16 protein-coding genes are annotated in these 18,351 nt (G+C 73.3%); 15 read left to right on the top strand and 1 reads right to left on the bottom strand.

Going from position 1 to position 18,351, the window contains the following annotated elements:
• The first annotated feature begins 74 nt into the window (after positions 1-74).
• The 12 genes from ACWC2T_RS31505 (at position 75) to ACWC2T_RS31450 (ending at position 13,236) form a co-directional block, all read left to right on the top strand.
• Positions 75-1,310, top strand: a complete 1,236-nt coding sequence (locus ACWC2T_RS31505; protein ID WP_450673743.1) for a cytochrome P450 family protein — start codon at positions 75-77, stop codon at positions 1,308-1,310.
• Between the two features lie 365 nt (positions 1,311-1,675).
• Positions 1,676-2,311, top strand: coding sequence for a ScbR family autoregulator-binding transcription factor (locus ACWC2T_RS31500; RefSeq protein WP_450673742.1), 636 nt, complete (start codon positions 1,676-1,678; stop codon positions 2,309-2,311).
• 183 nt (positions 2,312-2,494) lie between these two features.
• Entirely contained in the window at positions 2,495-3,328 is an 834-nt protein-coding gene (locus tag ACWC2T_RS31495; protein ID WP_450673741.1) for an AfsR/SARP family transcriptional regulator, read from the top strand.
• Positions 3,329-3,437: 109 nt separating this feature from the next.
• The gene (locus tag ACWC2T_RS31490) at positions 3,438-4,382 is read left to right on the top strand and encodes an SRPBCC family protein (RefSeq protein ID WP_450673740.1); all 945 of its coding nucleotides are present in this window, start codon (positions 3,438-3,440) and stop codon (positions 4,380-4,382) included.
• Between the two features lie 56 nt (positions 4,383-4,438).
• Positions 4,439-5,992, top strand: a complete 1,554-nt coding sequence (locus tag ACWC2T_RS31485; protein ID WP_450673739.1) for a hypothetical protein — start codon at positions 4,439-4,441, stop codon at positions 5,990-5,992.
• On the top strand, positions 5,986-6,861 hold the full coding sequence (locus tag ACWC2T_RS31480; RefSeq protein WP_450673738.1) for a 4'-phosphopantetheinyl transferase family protein: 876 nt from the start codon (positions 5,986-5,988) through the stop codon (positions 6,859-6,861). The genes ACWC2T_RS31485 and ACWC2T_RS31480 overlap by 7 nt, the downstream gene beginning before the upstream one ends.
• 178 nt (positions 6,862-7,039) lie before the next feature.
• The gene (locus tag ACWC2T_RS31475) at positions 7,040-9,046 is read left to right on the top strand and encodes a condensation domain-containing protein (RefSeq protein ID WP_450673737.1); all 2,007 of its coding nucleotides are present in this window, start codon (positions 7,040-7,042) and stop codon (positions 9,044-9,046) included.
• An 87-nt stretch (positions 9,047-9,133) separates the two neighbouring features.
• The gene (locus ACWC2T_RS31470; RefSeq protein ID WP_450673736.1) at positions 9,134-9,454 is read left to right on the top strand and encodes an acyl-CoA carboxylase subunit epsilon; all 321 of its coding nucleotides are present in this window, start codon (positions 9,134-9,136) and stop codon (positions 9,452-9,454) included.
• Positions 9,455-9,546: 92 nt separating this feature from the next.
• On the top strand, positions 9,547-10,422 hold the full coding sequence (locus tag ACWC2T_RS31465) for an AfsR/SARP family transcriptional regulator (protein ID WP_450673735.1): 876 nt from the start codon (positions 9,547-9,549) through the stop codon (positions 10,420-10,422).
• 40 nt (positions 10,423-10,462) lie between these two features.
• Positions 10,463-11,191: a phosphopantetheine-binding protein gene (locus ACWC2T_RS31460; RefSeq protein ID WP_450673734.1), complete on the top strand. Its 729-nt coding sequence runs from the start codon at positions 10,463-10,465 to the stop codon at positions 11,189-11,191.
• 123 nt (positions 11,192-11,314) lie between these two features.
• Positions 11,315-12,157: a 4'-phosphopantetheinyl transferase family protein gene (locus tag ACWC2T_RS31455; RefSeq protein WP_450673733.1), complete on the top strand. Its 843-nt coding sequence runs from the start codon at positions 11,315-11,317 to the stop codon at positions 12,155-12,157.
• Between the two features lie 257 nt (positions 12,158-12,414).
• Complete coding sequence (locus tag ACWC2T_RS31450) at positions 12,415-13,236, top strand: AfsR/SARP family transcriptional regulator (RefSeq protein WP_450673732.1); 822 nt, start codon at positions 12,415-12,417, stop codon at positions 13,234-13,236.
• Between the two features lie 37 nt (positions 13,237-13,273).
• Here the strand turns inward: ACWC2T_RS31450 and ACWC2T_RS31445 are convergent, their stop codons facing one another.
• Positions 13,274-13,522 carry a phosphopantetheine-binding protein gene (locus tag ACWC2T_RS31445; RefSeq protein ID WP_450673731.1) on the bottom strand — a complete coding sequence of 83 codons (249 nt, stop codon included), beginning with the start codon at positions 13,520-13,522 and terminating at the stop codon, positions 13,274-13,276.
• Between the two features lie 188 nt (positions 13,523-13,710).
• Here ACWC2T_RS31445 and ACWC2T_RS31440 point away from each other — a divergent pair, with 188 nt between their 5' ends.
• The 3 genes from ACWC2T_RS31440 to ACWC2T_RS31430 all read left to right on the top strand — a co-directional run bounded on the left by ACWC2T_RS31440 (position 13,711) and on the right by ACWC2T_RS31430 (position 18,309).
• Positions 13,711-14,058, top strand: a complete 348-nt coding sequence (locus tag ACWC2T_RS31440; protein ID WP_450673730.1) for a hypothetical protein — start codon at positions 13,711-13,713, stop codon at positions 14,056-14,058.
• 449 nt (positions 14,059-14,507) lie between these two features.
• A complete protein-coding gene (locus ACWC2T_RS31435; RefSeq protein WP_450673729.1) occupies positions 14,508-16,589 on the top strand; it encodes a condensation domain-containing protein in 2,082 nt (693 codons plus the stop codon).
• A 484-nt stretch (positions 16,590-17,073) separates the two neighbouring features.
• Entirely contained in the window at positions 17,074-18,309 is a 1,236-nt protein-coding gene (locus ACWC2T_RS31430; protein WP_450673728.1) for a helix-turn-helix domain-containing protein, read from the top strand.
• The last annotated feature ends 42 nt before the right edge of the window (positions 18,310-18,351 follow it).

Raw genomic sequence — 18,351 nt, 5'->3', positions numbered from 1 at the left:
CGAGGGGGGAGGGCGGGGGACCCCTCCCCTGGGCAACATGCCATCCGTGCAAGACCGACCCAGGGAGTACGACGATGAACACGACGGCTGTGTGTCCTTACGCCTTGGACGTGACCGGTCGGGACCTGGCGGGAGAGGCCGCCATGCTGCGGGCCCAGGGACCCGCCGTCCAAGTCCAGCTGCCCGGAGGGGTGATCGCCTGGGCCGTGGTGGGACAGCGGCACGTGGAACGACTGCTGACCGACTGGCGCGTCTCCAAGGACGCCCGCCGGCACTGGCCCGCCTTCATCGAAGGCCGCATCACCGAGGACTGGCCGCTGTATCCGTGGGTGGCGAACGAGAACATGCTGTTCGCCTACGGGGAGAGCCACGCGCGGCTGCGCCGGCTGGTCGCCGGAGCCTTCACCGCGCGACGCACCGAGGCCCTGCGCCCCCGGGTCGCCGCGATCACGGCCGAACTCGTCGACGGCCTCGCCGCCCTGCCGGCCGACACCCCGGTCGATCTGCGGTCCGCCTTCGCCGAGATCCTGCCGATGCGGGTGATCTGCGAGCTGTTCGGAGTCCCGCAGGGGGAAGCGACGGACGCCCTGTGCGCCGCGCTGCACAAGGTCTTCAGCACCACGCTGCCCGGACAGGAGATAGAGGCGGCGCGGATGCAGGCCTTCATGCTGTTGTCGCAGCTGGTGCAGGACAAGCGGGCCGAGCCGGGGGACGACCTGACCAGTTCGCTGATCGCGGCCCGGGACCAGGACGACCGCCTGAGCGAGGCCGAACTGCTCGGCACGCTCTTCCTGATGATCGCCGGAGGACAGGACACCACCGCGGCGCTGATCACCAACGCCGTGGGCGCGCTGCTGACCCACCCGGACCAGCTGGAGCACGTACGTGCGGGCCGGGCGAGCTGGCAGGACGTGTCGGCCGAGACGATGCGGGTGCACACTCCCGGCGCCTACTCGCCGATGCGGTTCGCTGTGGAGGACATCGACCTGGACGGTGTCCTCATCCGCAAGGGTGAGCCGATCCTGGTCAACTTCGCCGCGGGCGGCCTCGATCCCGAGCGCTACGGCCCGGACGCCGACCGGTTCGACGTGCTGCGCACCGAGCGCGACACGCTCGGGTTCGGGCACGGCACGCACCGCTGCATGGGCGCGCCGCTCGCCGAGGTGGAGGCCACCGGGGCCTTCGCGGCGCTCTTCGAGCGCTTTCCGCGGATGCAACTCGCCTGCTCCCCCGAGGAGTTGGAACCGATGTCCAGCTTCCTGATGAACTCCTACCGTGTCCTGCCGGTGCTGTTGAGCCCGCAGGACTGACGCGGACGCGACGCGAGCGGCGGGACTCTGTCCGCCCCGGTCAGGGGCGACGGAGTCCCGCCGCTTTGTGCTGGTGATCTGCCGAAGAACCGCTACAGCACGGGCGGAGCGGTGCTGGGCGGGTCGAGAAACTGCATGGATGGTTCATTAATCTGGCTCACGTTCCGGGAAGCCTTCTGGAAAGGGTTTCCCTGCACGTCGTCTCGGGTGGCCGGCAGTCGCAGTCGTCTGACTAGGGGCAACGTCAAAATCCATAAACGTACCAAGCGCGCGGTTTGGTAAGATCCCGCAGGTGGGCGCGCTCCGGGGCCGGAGAAGCGAATGAAGCGACTCCGGTTTCTGTGCATGCCCAGGAGGAGGGTGCAATGGTCAAGCAGGTGAGGGCGGCACGGACGCGCGAGTCCCTGATCCGTGCGGCCGCCGAGGTGTTCGCCGCCGATGGATACGCCCTCGCCTCTCTTCCGGCGATCAGCAGGCGGGCCGGGGTGAGCGCGGGAGCCCTGCACTTCCACTTCGCCAACAAGGACGCGCTGGCCGCCGAGGTGGAGTCCGCGGCCACGGACTCCGTCGAGAAGCTGGCCGAGCGCTGCCGCGGCACGGCCGACACCTCGTTGCAGTCGCTCGTACGAACGATGTCCGGCCTGTTGGTGGCCGTGGCCGACGACCCGGTGGTCAGGGCCGGCTTCAAGCTCAGCGGTGACCCCTCCCGCAAGAGCGAGGCGGCCATGCTGGGCTGGTGGAGGAACTGCGTGCACGACCTGGTGCTGCAGGCGCAGCGTGCGGGCGAACTGGCCGACGGTGTCTCACCGGACGGTGCGACGACCACGATCGTGGCGGCCACCGTCGGCCTCGAGGTGATCGCCGCAACGGACGACGGATGGCGGCCGGACGAGCGTATGGCGCAGTTCTGGTCCCTCCTCCTGCCGGGCTTGGCGGCCTTCCCCGAGCATGCGCTCGTGTCGGTGTCGGAGGAGACGCAGCCCCAGGGCTCCGGCCGGTAAAAACAGCATGACAGGTCTGCTTCTGGCTCCATGTCCCCCTGTGGATGTGAGTCGGTCGAGCCGCCCTCGCGGGAGAATCGAGACCAAGCAGGGTTTCCGGTTTGGCATTGACATACCGCGCGCGCTGTTTTTTACTCGGTGTCAGGGAACGCTGCAGACGGCACCAGGAATGGGGGAGACGCCGTGGACATCGACGTGCTCGGCACACTCGCCGTACGGCTCAACGGGGTGTCCATCGCGCCGACGGCACCCAAGCCGCGCCAGGTGCTCGCCCTGCTGGCGCTGCGCGCCGGCCAGGTCGTCCCGGTCGGTGTCCTGACCGAGGAGCTGTGGGGAGCCGAGCCCCCGCGCAGTGCCCGCGCCACCCTGCAGACCTACATCCTGCAGCTGCGCGAACTCATCTCCGCCGCCCTGGCCGGCGGCGAGGGGGACGACGCCGGGCAGCGCCGCCAGGCCAAGGACGTGCTGCTGACCGTACCCGGCGGCTATCTGCTCAAGAGCGGCGACGTCACCAGTGACGTACGGGAGTTCGAGCGGCTCGCCGGCGCCGGGTACCGGGCCATGGACGCCGAGGACTACCCCCAGGCCGCCCGGCTGCTGCGCGAGGCGCTCGACCTGTGGACCGCCCCCGCACTCGCCGACGTCCACGCCGGCCCCCATCTGCAGACCGAGGTCAAGCGGCTGGAGGAGAGCCGGCTGTGCGCGCTGGACCAGCGTGTCGAGGCGGACCTGCGGCTCGGCCGGCACCGTGAACTGCTCGCCGAACTGACCGTGCTGGTCAACCAGTACCCCACGCACGAGAGCCTGTGCGGCCAGTACATGCTCGCGCTGTACCGTTCCGGCCGCCGCGGCGAGGCGCTCGACGCCTACCAGCGGCTGCGCGCCACCCTGGTGCGCACCATGGGCCTCGAACCGTCCCCGGCGCTCGCCAAGCTGCAGCGCTCCATCCTGATGTCCGGCCCCGGCACCCTCCCGGCCCGCCCCGCTCCGAGCGCGTCCATGGCCCCCGTGGGCTGACGCCAGGCCGGTTCGCCCCCTCTCCACCAGGAATCCTCTCCACCAGGAATCGAGCGCGGTTCAGGCCCGGCGGTGCAGCGTTGATCACACCTGGAGGAGGGGGTCGCGCATGTCGTCGCAGCGAGTGCACTCCGCCCAGCACACGGTATCGGTCGCCGCGCCCGCCGGCGTCGTCTACGGCCTGCTCGCCGACGCCCCGCGCTGGCCGGTCCTGCTGTCCCCCTTCGTCCATGTCGAACGCATCGACTTCGACGGCGCCGAGGAGAACCTGCGGCTGTGGCGCCTGCGGCACGGCCAGGTGTGCTCCGCGCTCGCCCGCCGCGTGCTGCGGCCACGGGAGCGCCGTATCGAGTTCGAACTGCAGGACGTCCTGCTGCCCGGCGCGCCGACGTCCGGCGTCTGGAGCGTGGCGGCCGACGGCGCCGACCGGTGCCTGCTGACCCTGCGTCACGAGCGCCCGGCCGGCCCCTGGGAGACGCCCGAGGCACTCGAGACGGACGTGCACTTCGAGCTGGTGGCGCTGCGCGAGGCGGCCGAGCGCTGGGACCGGCTGGACGAACTGCTGCTGTCCTTCGAGGACAGCGTGTACGTCTCCGGCTCCCCGGAACTCGTCTACGACTTCCTCTACCGCATCGAGGACTGGGGCGAACTGGTTCCCCACGTCGAGCGGGCCGAGGTCACCGAGGACCAGCCGGGAGTGCAGGTGACGGTCCTGCACACCTGTGCCCCCGACACCGGGGAGACGCTGGTGTCCGAGGCCGTACGGCTGTGCTTCCCGGCCGCCGGGCGGATCGTCCACAAGGAGACCGTGCCGCCCGATCCCGTCGCCGCGCACTACGGGGAGTGGTACCTGGAGCCCGACGCGACCGGAGTGCGGGTCGTCTCCAGCCACCACGTGATGCTCCGGGAGAGCGCGGTGGAGGCCGTCCTGGGCGCGGGCGCTCTCCTCGTGGACGCCCGCCGGTACGTGCGCGAGTGGCTGGGCCGGTCGAGCACGGAGGCCCTGAGCCTGGCGCGGTGGCACGCCGAGAGCGCCGTACGCCGACTGCGATGAGCCCGGCGGAGAACCACCGTACGGCGCCCGGTACCACGACGACGAGGAGATCGCCGATGGCCCCGACCCGGCCGGCCCCGCATGCCGGGCGGCCCCCGACGACCCCGATCCCGCCCGGCCCGGCGGGTGAACCGGCAGGCGCGGCGCAGTGTGCGGCGCGCCTCGAAGCGCTGCTCGGCGACCCTCGGGACCCCGGCAACCCCTACGGCAGGTCCGCCCTGTGGGCCGCCGGGCACACCTCTCTGCCCGCCCCGCCCGCCGGCCTGCCCGGTGCCGCGGAGGTGCCGGCCGCCGATCAGCTCGCCCGCGCCCTGCGCCCGCTCTTCCGCCGGGATCTGGCCCTGGCCCATGCCTGGAGCATCCGTCCGCTGCTGAGCGCACCGGTGCCGCACCCGGCCGCCGCGCTGCTCGGGCCGGCGGCGCTGCTCGCGTCGGCGGGTGGCGTCCTGCGCAGCGTGACCCGCATCGTGGACGGGCTGAGCAGGTACGAAGCCGCTGCCCGGCAGTGGCGGGGGGTCCTGGCCTGCGTCTTCGCGGACCTGCTGGCCTGCGAGAGCCTGACGGCCGTGGCCCTGCGGGCCTGCTCCGGCCCGGGCGCGGGCGCGGGCGGCCCTACGACGCCGGAGCGTGGGGCCGGGGAACGGGGGGCCGGGGAGGCGCTCGCCGCCGTCGTGGGGTACCTCGTGCCCGAGCTGGTGGGGGAGTTGCTGGGCGATCTCGAACTGGTGCTGGAGGAGTGCGGTTTCGACGGCGACACCGTCGAGCGGCGCACGCTGGCCAAGGTCCTCCGGGACCGGGCGTTCGCCCGGGCCGACTGGACGGCCGCCAGTGCCGCTCAGACCCGGATCGTCGAGGGGCTGGGCGCGGCGGGCGGGTCGTGGCCGGACGACGGCACGGCATGCGCGGCGCTGTTCCGGATCACCGAGGCGGCCCCCGCGGTGGCACCCGGCACCGGCCCGCAGACCGTCGTGGCGACGCTCGCCGGTGCTGCCGACCGGCTCGCCGCCGCCGGTGATGACGGCACCGCGGCCCTTGCCCGCGCCGCCCGCAGGCTGGTCATCGAGCAGCGGGCGCTGCGGGCCGCCTGCGCGACCACCGCCGTCCACGACCCCGCCGATCCGGCGGCACGTGCCCTGGCAGACCGCCAGGCCCTGCTGGCGCTGGCCGCCGCGACGTTGGGTGTGCGGGAAGCGGTGGCTGGGACGGTGGGCGTGCGGGATGTGGTGGGTGCGTCGTCGGGTGTGCGGGAAGCCGGGGCGCTGGGTCTGCGGGGCGCGGCGGCTGGGGCGTGGGGTGTGCCGGACGTGGGGGTTGGGGTGTCGGGTGTGCGGGAAGCCGGGGCGCTGGGTGGGCGGGGCGCGGCGGCTGGGGCGTGGGGTGTGCCGGACGTGGGGGTTGGGGTGTCGGGTGTGCGGGAAGCCGGGGCGGGGATGTTCTTCCTCGGGGATGCGGGCTGGGCGCTGATGGCGATCGGGCGGATCGGCGGGCGGCTCGGGCTGCCGTCGTCCGGCCGCTCGCCCGATCCGCAGCCGGGCGTGTGGGAGGAGCTGGCCCGGCGTGCGGCCGACGGCGTGGACTGCGACCTGTATGCGACGAGGCTGCCATGGTGAACGGAGCCGGCACACCGGCGGTGCCGTTCCCGCCGCCGTACCACGTTTCCGGGCCGGACGGGCCCTGGGAAGAGGTCCAGGAGCGGATCGAGCGGACGGACCGGGCGGTGGTGCACACCACCTGGGGCCAGTGGCTGACACCGGCCCTGCTCGATCCCGGGCTGCGCACGCTGCTCGGCCGTGACTGGCCCCGCTTCCGGCAGCATCCGGCCCCGTCCGGCCGGCTGATCCTCGCCGTCTCCCGGGTGGTGCTCAAGCACACGGCCGCCGCGGCTCTCCAGGTCCCCGCCGAACGGCTCGACCTGGCCGGGCTGCCGGGCGGGCGGCCCGTGCTGCGCGGGCTCGGCGCGGACCTGCAGGTGAGCCTCAGCCACACCGACGAGCTGATCGTGGTCGGTGTCAGCCGTGCCGGGCCGGTCGGTGTGGACGCCGAGCCCGCCGGGCGCCGGATCTCCCTGGAGGCGCTGCGCGACCACGTGTGCACCGCCGAGGAGGCCGAAGCGCTCATGGCCCTGCCCGAGGAGGAGCGCACCGACCGGTTCCTGCGGCTGTGGACGCTGAAGGAGGCGTACACCAAGGCGCTCGGGCACGGCATGCGGCGTCGTTTCTCGGCGTTCGGCTTCGGCTGGGACGCGACGGGAACCGCCCGGCTCACCGGGGACACGGCCGGAGAGTGGGCCTTTGCGACCCATCTCGTCGACGGGCGCTTCCTGGTGAGCGAGGCGCACCGGCAGCACACCGCGCCGGCGGCGGAGGGGACGCGGGCCTCGTCACCCGCCGACGCGCCGGTGCGGCCGCCGACCGCGGACCCGCCCCAAGGCGCCCGGGTCATCGGCTTTCCGGGGCGTCGGGGCCCCGGCCCTCGATGAGCGGCCGCGTCGGGCAGAGCCGCCGGGTGCCGGCCGGACGCGCTGTGCAGAAACGAGCTGTGCAGAAACGATTCGAAAAGGAGGTCGGGGTGCCGGAGACGGCTGCTGGGGCAGTGGTGTCCGCCGCCCCGGTGAGCGGATGAGGAGTCATCACTCGCAAGGGGGCGCCGTCCTCGCCGTGGTGCATGAACCGCTCGGCATCGAGGCCTGGTCGCCGCTCGTCTTCGAGCTGTGCGGACTCGCCCGCACCGATGCCGAGGCGGTCGCCGCCCGTGTCGCCGAGCGCCATCGGGCGTACGACGTCGAGCTGGACGACGTACCGGACGGCGGGCGCCTCGGCCGGTGTCTCCTGCGCCTGACCCCGCGCGGCCCGGCCGAGCCCGGCGGGCCGCTCAGCGACGACCTGCTGGCCGACCTGCTGGCGCCGCTCGCGGCGGGCACGATCGCCGTGACCGGGCATCAGCGGGCGCTGCTCGCGGCGGCGGTCGGCGGTCGGGGCGGTCCCGGCCGGTATGTGGAGCAGCTCTTCTGGGACTGGGCGGGGCCGCTGGACCTCGGCCGGTTCATCAGCGCCTGGCAGTCCGTCGCCGAGCGGGAGGCGGTGCTGCGGGCGTCCTTCGACTGGGCCGGCGCCGCCCGCCTGGTGCTCCACGACCGCGCGGTCGTGGAGGTCGTACGCCATGTGCACGCCGACGTCGGCTGGAGCGAACTGCTCCGGCAGGACCGGGCCCGCGGCTTCGAGCTGTACCGGCCGGGTCTGCTGCGCGTCTCCCTGCTCGACGCGGCGCCGGACGCGACCGGCGCCGGGCGGTCGTCCACCCGTCTGCTGGTGACCTATCACCGGGCTCTGCTCGACGAGCGCGGGGCTCGCCTGCTGGTGCGGCAGTTCTACCGTTCCTACCTCGCCGGCGGCGTGCTGCCCGGCGGGGACCGGCGGCCCGACATCCGGGACCACGCCCAGTGGCTGACCCGCCAGGACGCGGCCGTGGCCCGGGAGTTCTGGGCGGCGGCCGCACCGCCCGTCGACGCCGCCGTCAGCCCGGGCCGCCCCGGCGGTCCGGCGCGGCACACCGAGGGGCCCGGCCGGATCCAGCGGCGGCTCAAGGCCCACCGGACCTCCCGGCTGCGCTCCTGGGCCGCGGAGCGGGGCGCGGGGGAGAGCAGCGCCCTGCACGTGGCGTGGGCCCTGTTGCTGTACCGGGCGGCCGGGGCCGACGGGCCGCTGCCGGTGGCCTTCGGCGTGCACATGTCCGGACGGGACATGTCGCTGCGGGCCGCGGCCGACATCCCCGGACTGCTGGGCAACCCGCTGCCGATGACGGTCACCGTGGACCCGGCCGCGCCGCTTGTGGACCTGCTGCTGCAGGTGCGGGACGCGGCGCTCGACCTCACCCCTTATGCCTGGGTCGGCGGGGACCGGATCCGTCAGTGGAGCGGGCGCGCCCCGGGCGCCGGCCTCACCGAGACCACCGTCCGCTTCGACAGCCGTCCCGGACTTCCGGAGAACCTGCGGTCCGAACTGGCGGCGCAGGGCATCCGGGTGGGCGCGCCGCAGAGCGCCGGCGGTGACACGACTCTGCCGGTCACGCTCGTCGCGCACTACGACACCGAGGGCGCCCTCGTGCTGACCGCCCTGTACGACCGGGCCAGGGTCGCCGACACCGACGCCTCGGGCATCCTCTCGCAGTGCCTGCACCTGCTGCGGGGTCTGCCCGAGCACCCGGACGAGGGGTTCACCGTCGGTGACGCCCTGCGGTTGCTGGGCACGTCCGAGGTGCCCCGCGTGACACCGCCCGGACCCGACGGCGCCCGGCTCGCGCTGGCGGTGCTGAGGGCCGGGGAACCCGAGGCGGATGTGGTGTGCCTGGTCACCGTTCCCGGCGTCACGCCGGGCGCGTACGAGACGCTCCTGCGCGAGCACGAGGGGCCGGAGCGCATCGTGTCGCTCAGTGTGACCGGCCGGCAGGTGCCCGCCGATCCCCTTGGGGAACTGGTCGGTGGCGGGCGGCGGTTGACCCTGTGCGGTGTCGGTCCGGCCGGCCGGGTCGCCCATGAGATCGCCCGCCGTACGGCCGAGCGGACGGGTGAGGTTCCGGCCGTGGTCATGACCGGGGTCGGCGGTGCCGTCGAGAGCGCGCAGGCGTTGTCCCGGGCCCTGCGGGCGGTGCGGGCGCGCAGCGCCTGACCGGTGGCGTCGTCGCCCGTCCCTTCCACCGCGCCGAGAGCGCCTCTTGAGCGCCATGGCCGACGGTGGCCGAAAAGAGGAGGCGGCATGGGCGACACGGACCGTGGGCAACCGGCCCTGCGCGTCGAGCGCGGCACGGCGACCGACGAGGAACTGGCCGCGCTGACCGTCGTTCTGCTGGCCCTCGGCAGGGTTACCGACAGCGAACGAACAAAACCTGTCGGTCTGTTTACTGGTGGCGCCGTGGCACGTACGGTCTGTTCGCCTTGGCGTGCCTCCTGCCGTTCTTGGAGTGGGTGTCGGTCCGTAGGGGTGCGTGCGGGGTGCCAAGTTGCCGCGCGATCGGGTGACTTGGCAGGTGGGCGGCCGTCTTTGAGGCGTGCTGCACCGCCGCTCGAAGATTGTTAAAAACAGGACGAGCGGTCTCGTATTGACATACCGTGCGTGCTGTTTTTAAATCGTGGAGTGCCAGCAGTGCATGTGGACTTAGGGGAGACGGCGTGGACATCGACGTACTGGGCGCACTGGACGTGAGGGAGAACGGGGTGTCCATCGCCCCGACGGCGCCGAAGCCACGCCAGGTTCTGGCGCTGCTGGCGCTGAACGCGGACCGGGTGGTGCCGGTCGCCTCACTCATCGAGGAACTGTGGTCGGACCGGCCACCGCGCAGCGCGCGCACCACCTTGCAGACCTATGTGCTGCAACTGCGCGAGCTCATCGCGGCGGCGCTCGCCCGCGGCCCCGGACAGCAGTCCGGCGCCGGGCCCGAACGCCGTACCGCCAAGGACGTGCTGCTCACCCTGCCGGGCGGATACCTGCTCTCCTCCGGCGGCGGCACCAGCGACGTCCGGGAGTTCGAGCGGCTGGCGGGACTGGGCTACCGGGCCATGGACGCCGGTGACTTCGCGGGTGCCTCGCGCACCCTCGCCGCCGCCCTGGACCTGTGGTCGGGATCGGCCTTCGCGGACGTGCAGACCGGGGTGCAGCTCGCCATGGAGGCCAAGCGCCTCGACGAGAGCCGGCTGTGCGCACTCGACCAGCGCATCGAGGCGGACCTGCGGCTCGGCCGGCACCGCGAAGTGCTCGCCGAACTGACGGTGCTGACGAGCCGTTACCGCACGCACGAGAACCTGCACGCCCAGTTCATGATCGCGCTGCACCGCTCGGGGCGGCGGGGCGAGGCGCTCGACGCCTACCTGCAGCTGCGCAACACCCTCGGGCGCGACCTGGGCCTGGAGCCGTCACCGCGGCTGCGCCGGCTCCAGCACTCGATCCTGATGGCCGCGCCCGAGACCGCGCCGGTCCCGGCGGCACCGGCCCGCGCCGCCCGAGCCGCGCAGGACCCGCACGCCGGACCCCTGGCACCGACCCACTGACCCTCCGGCGCGAGGCGCCAGATCCTTGGAGGCAACCACCATGACCAGTGAGCCGACGGCACCTTCCGATGGCCACGGAGACATCCTTGCCGAGCTCACGGCCGTGCTGGCCGGTGTCGTGGACGCCGACCCCGACCGGGTCGACCCCGAACAGCCCTTCCTCGTCCTCGGCCTGGACTCCCTGCTCACCGTCGCGTTCGTCACGGCCATCGCCCAGCGCTTCGGCGTCCGGATCGCCGGCGCGGACCTCTACGAGTACCCCACGCCGGCCCTCCTCGCCCGCCACCTGGCCGCCGTCCGCGGTGGCGCCGACGACGCTCCCGCCGTCCGGGGCCAGGGTGCCTCGGCCGAGGTGCTGCAGGTGCTGCGCCGGCAACTGGCGCGGATCCTGCACTGCGACCCGTGGGAGATCGACGGCGGTGCCGCCTTCGCCGAGCTGGGCATCGACTCCATCCTGGCCGCGGACTTCATCGCCGGAGTCAACCGGGCCTACGGCCTGAACGAACGCCCCGTCACCGTCCACGAGCATCCCAGCCTCGCGGCCATGGCCTCCTACATCGCCTCCCGCACCGGGGGAGCGGTGACCCCAGCGGCGCCGGCCGCCGGCCGCGGCGCCCCGCCCGCGGCGCAGGCGAGGCCGCAGCCGCCGGCCGCCGCGAAGCGGCCCCCGCTCTCCCAGGACGAACTGGTCGCGCTCCTCGACGCGGTGCGCGGCGACCGGATCGGCGTCGACGAGGCCGCCGCACTGCTGGCGGACCGTTCCGCCTGAACGCCAGGCACCACCCGTGGAGCACCGGCAGCTCCCCTCCTGCTCCGGCCCCGGCGGCCCCCCGGCCGCGTCGTCGCGCCGCCCGCAGTGGGACGGCGAACCGATACGGACTGACACGACATCATGACCATCACCGCACCGGAGTCCCTCGGCACCGGGCCCGCACCGCGCAACGACACGGTGCCCCCGGTGAAGCTGTGGCTCTGCCCCAACGACGCCCTCCCGCCCGCCGTCGCCCAGGTCCTGGCAGCGCACTGGCTCGACGAGCGCGAACACAAGACCGCGGCCCGGTTCCTCTTCGAACGCGACCGCCGGCAGTACCTCGTCGCCCACACCCTGGTCCGCCGGGCGCTGGCGCTGGAGGCCGGCCTCGCCGAGGCCGAACTGGTCATCTGGCGTTCCTCGCGCGGCCGGCCCTTCCTGCAGCCGCTGCCCGGCGGCCTGCCCAGAGGCGGCGACCACCTGGACTTCAACCTCTCCCACGCAGGCGGCTACAGCCTGCTGGGCATCGTCCGCAGGCAGCGCATCGGCGTCGACGTCGAGGGCCTCGGGCGGGAGGCGGGGTCCCTGGAGACGATCCTGACCACCTTCACCCCCGAGGAGCAGCGGTGGGCGGCCGGTGTGTCCCCGGGACGGCAGCGGGACCGCCGGGTGCTCAGGCTGTGGACCCTGAAAGAGGCGTACTCCAAGGCCCGTGGACTGGGGCTCGGGCTGCCCTTCGACGAGTTCTCCTTCTCCCTGGCCGACGAGCGGGGGGTGCTCGGCTTCCGGCCGCCCGCCGACGACCAGGCCGGGCGCTGGCGGTTCCTGGAACTGGAGCCGGTGCCCGACGTGCTCGCCGCGGTGGCCGTACCCGCGGACGAACCCTGCGCGCCGCACCTGGAGTTGCACCACGGATTCCCCTGGGACCGGTCCGCACCGCACATCATCGCCCTGCCCGAGCCGGTGGGCGCACCGCACGATTAGGAGAAGAGCGAGTACGCGGCGCGAGATTATCCGTCACCCGGAAATCCCGACCGGAACCAAGAGTTCATTTCCAGAATTGGTACATGTGTTCTTGAGTGGGGAAACGGCCTTGTGCAACACCCCACTTGGAGCGCTGCTAGAGGACCGCTACAGAAAATCGCTTGAGGGGCACGGACACGGCTAGCGTGCCTATCGGCGGAGATTTCTGGCCACCAAGAGGAACTGGACAAGGAACTCGACGAAGTGGGGAGGACACCATGAAGATTCAGGTTCTGGGTCCGTTGAGTGCCGAGGTCAACGGGGGATCAATCGTTCCGACGGCCGGCAAGCCGCGACAGATTCTGTCGTTGCTGGCGCTCTATCCGGGGCGGGTCATGCCCGTTCCCACACTCATGGAGGAACTCTGGGGATCCGAGCCTCCGGTGAGCGCGCTGACGACCCTTCAGACCTACATACTCCAATTGCGCAGACGACTCGGTACGGCCATGGGTCCGGGCGCGCCGACCGGGGCGAAGGACATTCTCGCGACGCGGCACGGCGGATATCTGCTCCAGATCGACAAGAGCTGCGTCGACGTGAACCGCTACGAGGAACTGGCCCGGCAGGGCCAGGCCGCGTTCGAGGCGGGTGACAACGAGGTGTCCGCGGCGCGCTTCGGCGCGGCGCTCGACCTGTGGACCGGTGCGCCGCTGGTCGATGTGAAACTCGGGCCGGTCCTCGACATCGAGGTGATGCGGCTCCAGGAGAGCCGGCTGGTCACCGTGGAGCGGCGCATCGACGCCGATCTGCGGCTCGGCCGCCACTCGGAGCTGATCGCGGAGCTGACCGAGCTGACCGCTCGCCATCCCCACCATGAGGGACTGCACTCCCAGGTCATGGTGGCGCTGTACCGGTCGGGGCGGCAGGCCACCGCGCTGGAGGTCTACCGCAGGCTGCGGATGCGGCTCATCCAGGATCTGGGCGTGGAGCCCTCCCCGCAGTTGCAGCGCATGCACCAGGCCATGCTGGCCGTGGATCCGCAGCTGGACGTGCTGGCGGGGCCGCGCCACACCTCGACGTTCGACCTGTTCGCGGCGTGATGGGCGGCGCCGCCCGCGCGTTGGTGCGTACGGGGGCTCAGGCGGCCGTCTGCAACCGGGTCACCGTCTCCCACAGGACCGCCGGCGTGGCGAAGGTGTCCAGGGAGAGGGCCTCGTCCACGAAGCGGACGGCGTAGGCGCTCTCCAACGAGCCCAGCAGCTCCACCGCGGCCAGCGAGTCCAGGCCCGAGAGCCTGAGGTCGGTGTCGGCCTCCAGCGGTTCGTCGGCGTCGAGGAACGGCAGGTAGTCACGCAGGAGTTCCTCGAACTTCTTGTCCCATGCCATTGCTGACCTCACTCTTGGTCCACCTCCAACTGGGCCAGCCTGGCCAGGCCGCCTACAGGGGTGGTGGAGCCGTGGCGGAAGGCGGAACTCGCTCTCCATCGTCTCTCCAGCGCGGGCGGTCATGATGTCCGGGACAGCCGTACGGGATGACGAACCATGAGGAAGGGCCTCTCGTCATGGTGCCGACGTTGACCGAGCCTCTCAGTGGGGCGCTGCATGAACTCCTCACCGCTCGCAGCCTGCGCGAGCGCAACAGGGAACTCGTCCTCGCGCTGGTCGCGGCAGGCAACCGGGGCGAGGTCAACCAGCTCACCCGTCACTGGGCCGGCCCCGCCGGCACGGGTGGGCGAGCGCTGCCCGACGGGCTGGGGCTGACGGTCGAGAGCGTCCTCGCCGACGGCGACGTCGTCGTGCTGCGGGCGACCGCGCGCGCCGGAGAGGCGGCCTGGTCGCTGGTCGCGGAGCTCCACTTCGACGCCGCGGGGCGGGTCGCGCAGTGCCACGACATGCTCGTACCGGAGACGACGGCGAGCTGACTCGGCCTATTACGCCGTGATGGGCCGAGCTATTACGGCGTAATAAGCGGAGGGGTCCCATCCGGTCTGAGGAGCAGAGGGTCTGAGGGGCCGAGGGGTCGCGGCGGTCAGGCCCGGCGGGCCGCGTTCGGTGCGTTCAGGGTGGATGAATGCAGGTCGGGGACGGTTCGGGGGTCACTGGAGAAAACGGACGGCCGGGACGTGGCGGAGCTAGCGTGGAGAGGCCGAGTGTGAGGGGACGGTCATGGGAGAGCGCCACATCGGCCGGCACGTACCGCCGGAGTCGGAGTCGGAACTGGGTGCGCCGGGTGCGCACCCGGTGACGTCCCCTGCCGCCCGGGTCCGCCGCGCTGTGCGCTCTGCCCCGCCCGCCGGGGCGCGCCGGCCGATCCGCTGAACCGAGGGAGCAGACGTTCGTTCCGTACGGGGGTGTCCAGGAGGGGGAGGCGATGAACGATGACCGGCCTGCCGGTGTATGCGCGGTGATCGACCCCGAGCGGGGCGCCCACGGCACCATGGAACTGCACGGGCCGCTCGACACCGCCTGCTTCCACCGGGCCCTGCACCGCATCGCGGAGATCCGTCCGGGCGCCCGGCACCCGGGACCCCGGCTGCTGCGCCACGCCGCCGACCTGCACACCGTCGAACTTCCCGGCGGCGACGGCGCATCGGCGCCCTACCCGGCCGGCCTGCTCGCCGACCTGCTCACCGCCGCCCCCGACCCCGACGCCCACGGCCGGACCAGTGCCAAGGCCGCCACGGGGCCGGCCGCCCGGCCCTGCGGGACGCTGCCGCGCACCCAGCCGGTCACACCCCTGCAGCAGCAGCGGCTCACCGAGGCCCTGGCCTGGCCCGACCACCAGGTCGAGCAGGTCGTCTGGCGCTGGTACGGCCCCCTCGACACCGCACGCTTCGAGGCGGCCTGGCAGGCCGTCTGCGAGCGCGAGAGCGTGCTGCGGACCGCCTTCGTATGGGACCCGAGGCCGCGCGCCGTCGTCTTCGACCACGGCTCCACGGACGTCGCCCGCCACCCGCACGGCACGGTGATCCGGCGCGCGGCGCTGCTGGCCCGCGAGCGTGCCCGCGCCTTCGACCTGCGACGCCCCGGAGCGGTGCGGGTGGCGCTGCTGGACAGCGGCCCTGCGGACGCGGCGGCGCCCTTCACCGACGTACTCGTCACCTATCACCGTGCCATGCTGGACAGTTGGAGCGTCCGCCTGCTCATGCGCGAGTGCTGCCGCGCCTACCTCTCCGACGGGGTGCTGCCCGGTGGCGAACGCCGGCCCGACCTGGGCGACCTGGCCCGCTGGCTCGGCACCCAGGACCCCGGCCCGGCCGACGACTTCTGGCGCGGGTCGGCCCGCCGGCCGACCGCGCCCGCCGTGCCCCGGCCCGGTCCCGTCGGCAGCGGAGGCACCGGTGTGCTGCGCGCTGCCCTGTCCCCGGTCCGCAGCGCACACCTGGCCCACTGGGCGGCGCGCTGGGGCGTCGCGGAGAGCAGCGTGCTCCAAGCGGTGTGGGCGATGCTCCTCTACCGTGCCTCCGATGCCGCGCCCGGTCCCGCAACCGTCGGCTTCGGCCTGGACTTTCCCGGGCGGGGACTGCTCTTGGAGGGCATCGAGGGCGTCCCCGGCCCGTTCGAGAACGCGCTGCCCCTCACGGTCACCGTCGACCCGGCGCTGGGCCTGCCCGAACTGCTGCGCGAACTCCGTGACCTGGTGCTGGACATGGCCGCGTACGAATGGGCCGCGGCCGCGGGACCGGCCCCCGGCGGGTACGACCGGGCGCGCGCCGGCGGCCTGCTCGCCTTCGACTGCGGCCCGCGCCCCGAAGCCGCCTACGGCCAGGAACTCGCCGCGCACGGGATACGCCTGGAGGAACAGGAGGCCGCCGGGGCCCCCGCCGGGTACGCCCTGCGGCTGCGCGCCGGTCACGACGCCCACCGCCGTCTCGTGCTCACCTGCGCGTACGACCGTGACCTCGTCGACCCAGGCACCGCCCGCACGCTCCTCGCGCACACCGCGCGGCTGCTGCGCCTGCTGCCCGTCGCGGTCACCACGGGCACCACCGTCGGGGACGTGCTGGAATGGCTGCCGGACGCGGTCACGCCCCGGGTGCCGGACGGTCCCGTCGCCGGGGACGTGGCGCCGCTCGTGCCGCTGCGCGGTGCGGCGGCGCCCGCGGCGGCGGCCGTGTGCCTGCTCGACGTGCCGGGCGCGCCGCCGACGGGGCACTGGGAGCTGGTGCGGCACTACCAGGGGCCGGAGGAACTGACCGCCCTCCGGCTCACCGCCGGCGAGCAGGCCGCCCAGGCCGGGGCCCTCGGCGCGCTGGCCCGCTCGCACGGCCGGCTGGTCCTCGGCGGGTACTCCGGCACCGGTGCCGTCGCCTGCGAACTGGCGCGGCAGGTCACCGGGACCGGGGCGCGCCCGCCCCTGGTCGTGGTCGGCGGCGCCTGCGACGATCCTCAGGGGCCGCGGAGTCTGGCGAACGCCCTGCAGAGGGCGAGCGCGTCCGCGGCCCGGCACTGAAGCGCCCCGCCCGTGTGATCCGGCCGCGCCTGCGTGCTTCAGGTGCCTCTTTGCCTCAGGTGCCTTCTTGCCCGGCACGGACGTCGGGCAAGATCATTTCTAGGGCCAGTTGATCTCGTCGTCGGACGACCTGCCGCGTAGCGCTTCCGGGTGGTCGGAGCGGCCCCGGTGGGCAGGAACCGAGTGCTTCATGGACGACTCCCGTGGACGCGAACGACGACAGCTCCCGTGATCGAGGACGTGCCGGTGCGCAGGTCCCGGCACCGGCGCTTGAGATCCTCCTCGTATTCGCTCAAGGACCACTCGAGGAACGCAAGAGAGTTCCGTGAGGTTCGCACGAGGTCCAGGGCACGGCATCTGGCAAAATATTGCCCGGCACTTGCCTGGCCCCCTACGCTCGTGGCGGCTTTCGGAGGCGTGGCGGTGGCTCGCCCACCCCGCCCCGCAGCCACCCCCCCAGCCGTCCGTCCCAGGGAATGGTCACATGCCGCAGCAGCCCGCGTTCGGCCGTCGTCTCCGCAAACTGCGACAGGCCCGGGGGCTGTCCCAGACCGCGCTGGCCGGTGACGGCATGTCCACGGGATACCTCTCCCGCCTGGAGTCCGGCGCACGCCAGCCCACCGAGCGGGCCGTCGCCTACCTCGCCGAACGGCTCGGCCTGGAACCGGCGGACTTCGAGGAGCCCGCCGGCGGATCGCTCGCCCACGCGCTGTCGCTGGTCGCCTCCACCGGCTCGGCGGCGGCGATGGACACGCTCCGCGAGGCCCTGGCGGCCGAAGGACACGAGGCGCCGGTGCTGCGCTGGCAGGCGCTGTGGCAACTGGCCGGGCAACGCAGGCTCCAGGGCGACCACGACGGCGAGCGGGACGACCTGGAGGAGCTGGTACGGCTCGGCGACGCGGTCGGGCTGGTCGCGCTGCGGGTGCGCGGGCTGACCCGGCTCGCCCGCTGTCTGCGCTCGTTGGGCGACATCACCCCCGCCCTCGACGCCGCGATGACGGCCCACCACCTCGCCCGCGAGGACGACCTGGACGTCGAGGACCGCGCCGCGGTGCTGCTGGCCCTGGTCTCGGTGGAGGCCGAGGCGGGCCGGACGCCGGAGGCACGGGCCCACACCGACGAGTTGGTCGAGCTGGTCGCGGGCCGGTCGGACGCGTTGTGGGCGGAGGCCATGTGGACTGCCGCGGCGGTGCGCCTGCGGCAGGGCGACCACGCCGCCGCGGAGGCCCACCTGGAGGAGGCGCTGGAGAAGTTCGACAGCGGCGAGGACCTCGTGCTGTGGTTGCGGCTGCGGCTCGCGGCCGCCGAGCTCCATCTGCAGAAGCTGCCGCCGGACCCCGACGCGGCCGAACGGTGCGTCACGGCCGCCGAACCCGCGCTCGCCTTCGTCGGCACCCCGGGCCTGCGCCAGCAACTGACCGCGATCAAGGCCGACCTCGCCTTCCTCACCGCCCGGTACGACGACGCCCGCGTCCTGCTCGGCGAACTCGCCGAGGCGGAGCCCAGGATGACCTACCGGACCCGGGTGCGGCTGGACATCCTCCGCAACCAGCTGCTCATCCGCTCCGGCGACGACAGCGGCGTCCAGGGGCTGCGGGCCCTCGCCGAGCAGGCACAGGCCGACGCCAACATCGGCCTCGCCGCGGAGGTCTGGCGCATCCTCGCCGAGTCCCTTGCCGAGTCCGCCGTGGGGCGCGGTTCCGCGGCGTCCGGGGTGTGACGCCGGCGTGGGCCGTTGGCTGGGTGTGGGCCACTCGCCGGG

Source organism: Streptomyces sp. NPDC001393, from assembly GCF_053597455.1.
The sequence above is the reverse complement of the archived record's forward strand: the minus strand, read 5'-3'. Positions and strand labels throughout refer to the sequence as shown.

Coding starts and splice junctions, on each gene's coding strand:
- ACWC2T_RS31445 (WP_450673731.1), bottom strand. CDS start 13,522: ATGGCATGGGACAAGAAGTTCGAGGAACTCCTGCGTGACTACCTGCCG.
- ACWC2T_RS31480 (WP_450673738.1), top strand. CDS start 5,986: ATGGTGAACGGAGCCGGCACACCGGCGGTGCCGTTCCCGCCGCCGTAC.
- ACWC2T_RS31500 (WP_450673742.1), top strand. CDS start 1,676: ATGGTCAAGCAGGTGAGGGCGGCACGGACGCGCGAGTCCCTGATCCGT.
- ACWC2T_RS31460 (WP_450673734.1), top strand. CDS start 10,463: ATGACCAGTGAGCCGACGGCACCTTCCGATGGCCACGGAGACATCCTT.
- ACWC2T_RS31490 (WP_450673740.1), top strand. CDS start 3,438: ATGTCGTCGCAGCGAGTGCACTCCGCCCAGCACACGGTATCGGTCGCC.
- ACWC2T_RS31485 (WP_450673739.1), top strand. CDS start 4,439: ATGGCCCCGACCCGGCCGGCCCCGCATGCCGGGCGGCCCCCGACGACC.
- ACWC2T_RS31430 (WP_450673728.1), top strand. CDS start 17,074: ATGCCGCAGCAGCCCGCGTTCGGCCGTCGTCTCCGCAAACTGCGACAG.
- ACWC2T_RS31470 (WP_450673736.1), top strand. CDS start 9,134: ATGGGCGACACGGACCGTGGGCAACCGGCCCTGCGCGTCGAGCGCGGC.
- ACWC2T_RS31505 (WP_450673743.1), top strand. CDS start 75: ATGAACACGACGGCTGTGTGTCCTTACGCCTTGGACGTGACCGGTCGG.
- ACWC2T_RS31450 (WP_450673732.1), top strand. CDS start 12,415: ATGAAGATTCAGGTTCTGGGTCCGTTGAGTGCCGAGGTCAACGGGGGA.
- ACWC2T_RS31435 (WP_450673729.1), top strand. CDS start 14,508: ATGAACGATGACCGGCCTGCCGGTGTATGCGCGGTGATCGACCCCGAG.
- ACWC2T_RS31455 (WP_450673733.1), top strand. CDS start 11,315: ATGACCATCACCGCACCGGAGTCCCTCGGCACCGGGCCCGCACCGCGC.